Origin of the sequence: Streptomyces sp. NPDC006463, assembly GCF_042870715.1 — a bacterium.
Lineage (GTDB): Bacteria > Actinomycetota > Actinomycetes > Streptomycetales > Streptomycetaceae > Streptomyces.
Map to the genome: position 1 here is coordinate 143,461 of NZ_JBIAHP010000002.1, position 6,389 is coordinate 149,849.

Sequence of the window (6,389 nt, forward strand, 5' to 3'; positions counted from 1 at the left end):
AGAATCCAGCCTCGTCGACCTTTGAGGCGCGGCCGGAGGCAAGACCAGCCCCTCCGGCGTTTGAGGAGCGGGATGGCCGGCCCCCGGCAACGGCGCCGCAGACGCCGGAGGGGCCCGGCCGACCGGCCGAGCCCCTCTCGCCGAGCTCAGCACAGCGGCTACGCCTTGCGGGCCCGCGCCGCCGTCTTCTTGGCCGGGGCCGCCTTCTTCGCGGCAGCGGCCGTGGCCGCCTTCTTGGCCGGGGCCTTCTTCGCCGGGGCCTTCTTGCCCGCGGCCCTCGCCGGAGGCAACTCCGCGTCGGAGACACGGTCCGCCCCCAGGACGTCCCGCAGGAACTTGCCCGTGTGGCTCGCCCCCACGGACGCGACCTGCTCCGGCGTGCCCTCGGCCACCACCAGGCCGCCGCCGTATCCGCCCTCCGGGCCCATGTCGATGACCCAGTCCGCGGTCTTGATGACGTCCAGGTTGTGCTCGATGACGATCACCGAGTTCCCCTTGTCCACCAGCCCCGAGAGCACCTTGATCAGCTTCGAGATGTCCTCGAAGTGCAGACCCGTCGTCGGCTCGTCCAGCACGTACACCGTCCGGCCCGTCGACCGCTTCTGGAGCTCCGAGGCCAGCTTCACGCGCTGCGCCTCGCCACCCGACAGCGTCGGCGCGGACTGGCCGAGGCGGACGTAGCCCAGCCCGACCTCGTTCAGCGTCTTCAGGTGGCGCGCGATCGTCGGCACCGCCTCGAAGAACTCCAGCGCCTCCTCGATCGGCATGTTGAGGACTTCCGCGATGGACTTGCCCTTGTAGTGGACCTCCAGCGTCTCCCGGTTGTACCGGTCGCCGTGGCAGACCTCGCACGGGACGTAGACGTCCGGCAGGAAGTTCATCTCGATCTTGATCGTGCCGTCGCCGGAGCAGTTCTCGCACCGGCCGCCCTTCACGTTGAAGGAGAAGCGGCCCGGCAGGTAGCCGCGCACCTTCGCCTCCATCGTCTCCGCGAACAGCTTGCGCACGTGGTCGAAGACACCCGTGTACGTCGCCGGGTTGGAGCGCGGCGTCCGGCCGATCGGCGACTGGTCGACGTGCACGACCTTGTCGACGAGGTCGTCCCCGTCCACCCGGGTGTGCCGTCCCGGCACCGACCGTGCGCCGTTGAGCTCGCGCGCCAGGTGCGTGTAGAGGATGTCGTTGACCAGAGTCGACTTGCCCGAGCCCGAGACACCCGTGACGGCCGTGAGCACGCCGAGCGGGAAGGCGACGTCGATGTCCTGGAGGTTGTTCTCCTTGGCGCCGTGGACGGTCAGCTTCCGCTCACCGTTCACGGGCCGGCGTACGTCCGGGATCGCGATGGACCGCTTGCCGGACAGGTACTGCCCGGTCATCGAGTCGCCGTTCTTCAGCAGCTCCTTCAGCGAACCGCTGTGCACCACCTTGCCGCCGTGCTCACCGGCGCCCGGGCCGATGTCCACGACCCAGTCGGCCACCTTGATGGTGTCCTCGTCGTGCTCGACCACGATGAGCGTGTTGCCCATGTCCCGCAGCCGCACCAGCGTCTCGATCAGCCGGTGGTTGTCGCGCTGGTGCAGGCCGATGGAGGGTTCGTCCAGCACGTAGAGCACGCCGACCAGGCCGGAGCCGATCTGCGTCGCGAGGCGGATGCGCTGGGCCTCGCCGCCCGACAGGGTGCCGGCTGCGCGGTTCAGCGAGAGGTAGTCCAGGCCCACGTCGACGAGGAAGCGGAGCCGCTCGTTGACCTCCTTCAGGACCCGCTCGGCGATCTTCTTGTCGCGGGCGTCGAGCCGCATCCTGCCGAGGAAGTCCGCGCACTCGCTGATCGACATCGCGGCGACCTCGGCGATGGACTTCTCCATCACCGTCACGGCGAGCACGATCGGCTTGAGGCGGGTGCCCTCACAGGTCGGGCAGGGCACCTCGCGCATGTAGCCCTCGAAGCGCTCACGGCTGGCGTCGCTCTCGGACTCCGAGTGCCGCCGCTTGACGAAGGGCACGGCGCCCTCGAAGGCCGTGGTGTACGCCCGCTCCCGCCCGTACCGGTTGCGGTAGCGGACCTCGATCTGCGTCTTGTGTCCGTAGAGCAGGGCCTTCTTCGCGCGCACCGGCAGCCCGGCCCACGGGATGTCGGTCCGGAAGCCCAGTTCCCCGGCGAGCGCGCCGACCAGTCGCTGGAAGTAGTCCTTGGTGTGGCCGAGCGACCACGGCGAGACCGCGCCCTCGTCCAGGGACTTCTCCTCGTCCGGAACGATCAGCTCCGGGTCCACCTCCATGCGGGTACCGATGCCGGTGCACTCGGGGCAGGCGCCGAAGGGCGAGTTGAAGGAGAAGGAGCGCGGCTCCAGCTCCTCGAAGGACAGGTCGTCGTACGGGCAGTAGAGGTGCTCGGAGAACATCCGCTCACGCTCGGGGTCGTCCTCGGCGAGGTCGACGAAGTCCAGGATGACCATGCCGCCGGAGAGGCCGAGGGCCGTCTCCACCGAGTCGGTGAGCCTGCGCTTGGCGCTGTCCTTGACGGTGAGGCGGTCGATGACCACCTCGATGGTGTGCTTCTCCTGCTTCTTCAGCGTCGGCGGCTCGGAGAGCTGGATGGTCTCCCCGTCCACCCGCGCCCGGCTGTAGCCCTTGGTCTGCAGATCGGCGAAGAGGTCGACGAACTCGCCCTTGCGCTCGCGCACCAGCGGCGAGAGCACCTGGAAGCGGCTGCCCTCGGGTAGCGCGAGCACCTTGTCGACGATGGCCTGCGGCGACTGGCGCGAGATCGGCCTGCGGCACTCGGGACAGTGCGGCTTCCCGATGCGGGCGAAGAGGAGGCGCAGGTAGTCGTAGACCTCGGTGATGGTGCCCACGGTGGAACGCGGGTTGCGCGAGGTCGACTTCTGGTCGATGGAGACGGCCGGGGAGAGGCCCTCGATGAAGTCGACGTCGGGCTTGTCCATCTGCCCGAGGAACTGCCGGGCGTACGAGGAGAGCGACTCGACGTAGCGGCGCTGGCCCTCGGCGAAGATCGTATCGAAGGCCAGGGAGGACTTGCCCGACCCGGAGAGTCCGGTGAAGACGATGAGTGAGTCGCGGGGCAGGTCGAGCGAGACATTCTTGAGGTTGTGCTCGCGAGCGCCACGAACGATGAGACGGTCGGTCACGCCGGTCCGCACCTTTCTTGAGAGAGCGGGGGGGCACGGGGCCCCCGTCCCAGGGTATGGGGGGTGCCTCTGCGATGGACTTCTGTCCGGACTTCGAGCGTATAGCACGCACATTCGATTTACGGCACTACTCCAACCGCTTCACCCGATCGTGTGGCCGCGGGCCCGCGCCCACTAGGCTCGACCTCATGACTGATCATGTGCACGACCTGCGATCTGTACGTGAAGCGACCGACCGGCTGCTGACCGCTGTCGAGAAGCTGGACAACGCCGCCCTCACCGAGGAGTCACTGCTCCCCGGCTGGAGCCGGGGCCACATCCTGGCCCACCTCGCACGCAACGCGGACGCCCTCGTCAACGTCTTCGAGGGGCGCCCGATGTACGAGAGCGCCGAGGCGCGCGACCAGGACATCGAGCGCGACGCCGGCCGGCCCCTGGAAGAACACCTGGCGGACCTCCGTGATTCCGGGGCCCGCTTCCTCGCCACCACGGAGCCCGACCAGGACTGGTCCCGCACCGTCGAGCTGCGCAACGGAGTCACCGACCTCGCCGCGAACGTCCCCTTCCGCCGCTGGGTCGAGGTCGAGCTGCACCACGTCGACCTGAACATCGGCTACGAGCTCTCCGATCTCCCGGACGAGTTCGCCGACCGCGAGATCACCTTCCTCGCCGACCGCTGGTCGGGCCGGCCGGAGGTGCCGCCGACGGCCCTCGCCACGGGGGACGGGCGCGGCTGGCGCACCGGCTCGGCCGGGGACCCGGCCGTCACCGTGTCCGGCACCCCCACCGGGCTGCTGGCCTGGCTGGCCGGCCGCGGCGACAAGGGCGCCTCCCTGACGACGAGCGGTGGCCCGCTCCCCGAGCTCCCCCCGCTCTAGGATCAAGACATGACGTACACCGGAGAGGTCAAGGTCGGCGGCCCGGCCGACGTGCACGAACTCGCGGACCTGATGATTTCCAAGGTCGCGGTGGGCCCCATGAACAACAACGCCTACCTGCTGCGCTGCCGGGCCACCGACGAGCAGCTGCTGATCGACGCGGCCGCGGACGCGGACGCACTGCTGAGCCTGATCGGCGACGACGGCATCGCGTCGGTCGTCACCACCCACCAGCACGGCGACCACTGGGGCGCCCTCCAGGCCGTGGTCGACGCGACGGGGGCGACCACGTACGCGGGCGCCCTCGACGCCGAGGGCATCCCGGTGGCGACCGACGTCCTGGTCGCGGACGGGGACACCGTACGCGTCGGGCGGGTGGAGCTCACCGCCCGCCACCTCGTCGGTCACACCCCCGGCTCGATCGCACTGATCTACGACGACCCGCACGGGCACCCGCACGTCTTCACCGGGGACTGCCTCTTCCCCGGCGGCGTCGGCAACACGTGGGGCGACCCGAAGGCCTTCGCGACGCTGATCGACGACGTCCAGCACAAGATCTTCGAGCAGCTGCCGGACGAGGCCTGGGTGTATCCGGGGCACGGCAACGACACCACGCTCGGCGCCGAGCGTCCGCACCTCGCCGAGTGGCGCGAGCGCGGCTGGTAGACCCGCAATCCGTCAACTTCGGTACGCGGGGCACTCCTTCCGGTCGATGATGACCGAACCCACGTCCTGAGGGACAGGGAAGGGGTACTTGCTGCACCATGCAACAAGACCCCTCCCCGTCCCTCTCTCCGCCCCTCTCTCCGTCTTCGACCACACCTCCGCCACGGGCTCCGGCCCCGTCCGCGCCCGACTCCGTGCCCGCGTCCGGGCCCGCCCCCTCGATGCTGCGCCTCGCCTCGGCCTCGCTCGCCGGGACCGCCATCGAGTTCTACGACTTCTTCGTCTACGGGACCGCCGCCGCCCTCGTCCTCGGCCCGCTCTTCTTCCCGTCCTTCTCCCCGCTCGCCGGGACCCTCGCCGCCTTCGGCACCTTCGGCGTCGGCTTCCTCGCCCGCCCGCTGGGTTCGGCGGTCTTCGGCCACATCGGCGACCGCTACGGCCGGCGCCCGGTGCTCCTCGCCTCCCTGCTGCTCACGGGCCTCGCCACCGTCGCCGTCGGCTGCGTGCCGACGTACGCCTCCATCGGCATGGCCGCCCCGGTACTCCTGCTCCTGCTGCGCTTCCTGCAGGGCCTCGGGCTCGGCGGCGAATGGGGCGGCGCCGTACTGCTGACCGCCGAACACGCCCCCGAGGCGCGGCGCGGCCTGTGGTCGAGCTTCCCGCAGATCGGCCCGGCGGTGGGGTTCCTGCTGGCCAACGGCCTGATGCTGACCCTGTCCGCCGCCCTGACCGACGGGCAGTTCCGGGCCTGGGGCTGGCGGGTGCCCTTCTGGGCGGCCGGGCTGCTGGCACTGGCCGGCCTGTGGCTGCGCCGCTCCGTGGAGGAGACCCCGCAGTTCCGCGCGCTCGCCGAGACCGGCCGCCGGGCCGAGGCCCCGCTGACAGAGGTCGTACGGGAGCACTGGCGGCTGCTCCTGCTCACCGGCGGGGCGCTGTCGGTGGGGTACGCCGTCTTCTACGCGGTCACCACCTGGTCCCTCGCGTACGCCACCGAACACCTCGGCGTGCACCGCACGGTGATGCTCGCCTGCATCATGGCCGCGGTCGCCCTCAAGGGCCTGGCGACCCCGCTGGTGGCGCTGCTCGGCGACCGCCACGGACGCCGTCCCCTGTGCCTGATCGGCTGCGCGGTCTGCGCGCTGTGGATGTTCCCGTTCGTGGCGCTGCTGCGCACGGCGGATCCGCTGCTGATGACGGTGGGGTTCGTCGGGGCGCTGTTCGGCATGGTGACGATGTTCGCGGTCGTGGGCGCGTACCTGCCGGAGCTGTACGCGCCGCGCATCCGGTGTACGGGCGCGGCCGTCGGCTACAACCTGGGCGGTGTGCTGGGCGGGGCGCTGACCCCGATCGTGGCGACGGCGCTGGCGGACGGCTCCGCTCCGCCGTGGGGGGTCGCGGTGTACCTGACCGGGATCGCCCTCGTCTCGCTGGTCTGCTTCGCGCTGCTGCCCGAGACGAATCCGCTGGTCGCGCAGGCCCGCACGACGGGCCCGGGGGCGGGCACGGGAACGGGGGCGGCCGAAGCGGCCGCCCCCGTGTAGACCCGCGGGCCCGCTTACGCGTCGATGCTCTCCGGGCGGGGGGGGGGGGGGGCGGCCCCCCCCCCCCCCCCGGGCCGCCCCCCCGGCGGGGGGGGGGGGGGGGGGCGCCCCCCCCCCCCCCCCCCCCCCCCCCCCCCCCCCGGGACCCCGCCCGG

4 protein-coding genes are annotated in these 6,389 nt (G+C 71.2%); 3 read left to right on the forward strand and 1 reads right to left on the reverse strand.

Going from position 1 to position 6,389, the window contains the following annotated elements; all coding sequences use genetic code 11:
- Positions 1-158: 158 nt before the first annotated feature.
- Complete coding sequence (gene uvrA / locus ACFYOB_RS04460; protein WP_388554373.1) at positions 159-3,149, reverse strand: excinuclease ABC subunit UvrA; 2,991 nt, start codon at positions 3,147-3,149, stop codon at positions 159-161.
- Between the two features lie 188 nt (positions 3,150-3,337).
- On the opposite strand from uvrA, the gene ACFYOB_RS04465 reads away from it, so the two are divergent.
- The 3 genes from ACFYOB_RS04465 to ACFYOB_RS04475 all read left to right on the forward strand — a co-directional run bounded on the left by ACFYOB_RS04465 (position 3,338) and on the right by ACFYOB_RS04475 (position 6,234).
- On the forward strand, positions 3,338-4,027 hold the full coding sequence (locus ACFYOB_RS04465) for a maleylpyruvate isomerase family mycothiol-dependent enzyme (protein WP_388554376.1): 690 nt from the start codon (positions 3,338-3,340) through the stop codon (positions 4,025-4,027).
- A gap of 9 nt (positions 4,028-4,036) precedes the next feature.
- Positions 4,037-4,693, forward strand: coding sequence for an MBL fold metallo-hydrolase (locus tag ACFYOB_RS04470; protein WP_388554379.1), 657 nt, complete (start codon positions 4,037-4,039; stop codon positions 4,691-4,693).
- A gap of 221 nt (positions 4,694-4,914) precedes the next feature.
- The gene (locus ACFYOB_RS04475) at positions 4,915-6,234 is read left to right on the forward strand and encodes an MFS transporter (protein ID WP_388555550.1); all 1,320 of its coding nucleotides are present in this window, start codon (positions 4,915-4,917) and stop codon (positions 6,232-6,234) included.
- The last annotated feature ends 155 nt before the right edge of the window (positions 6,235-6,389 follow it).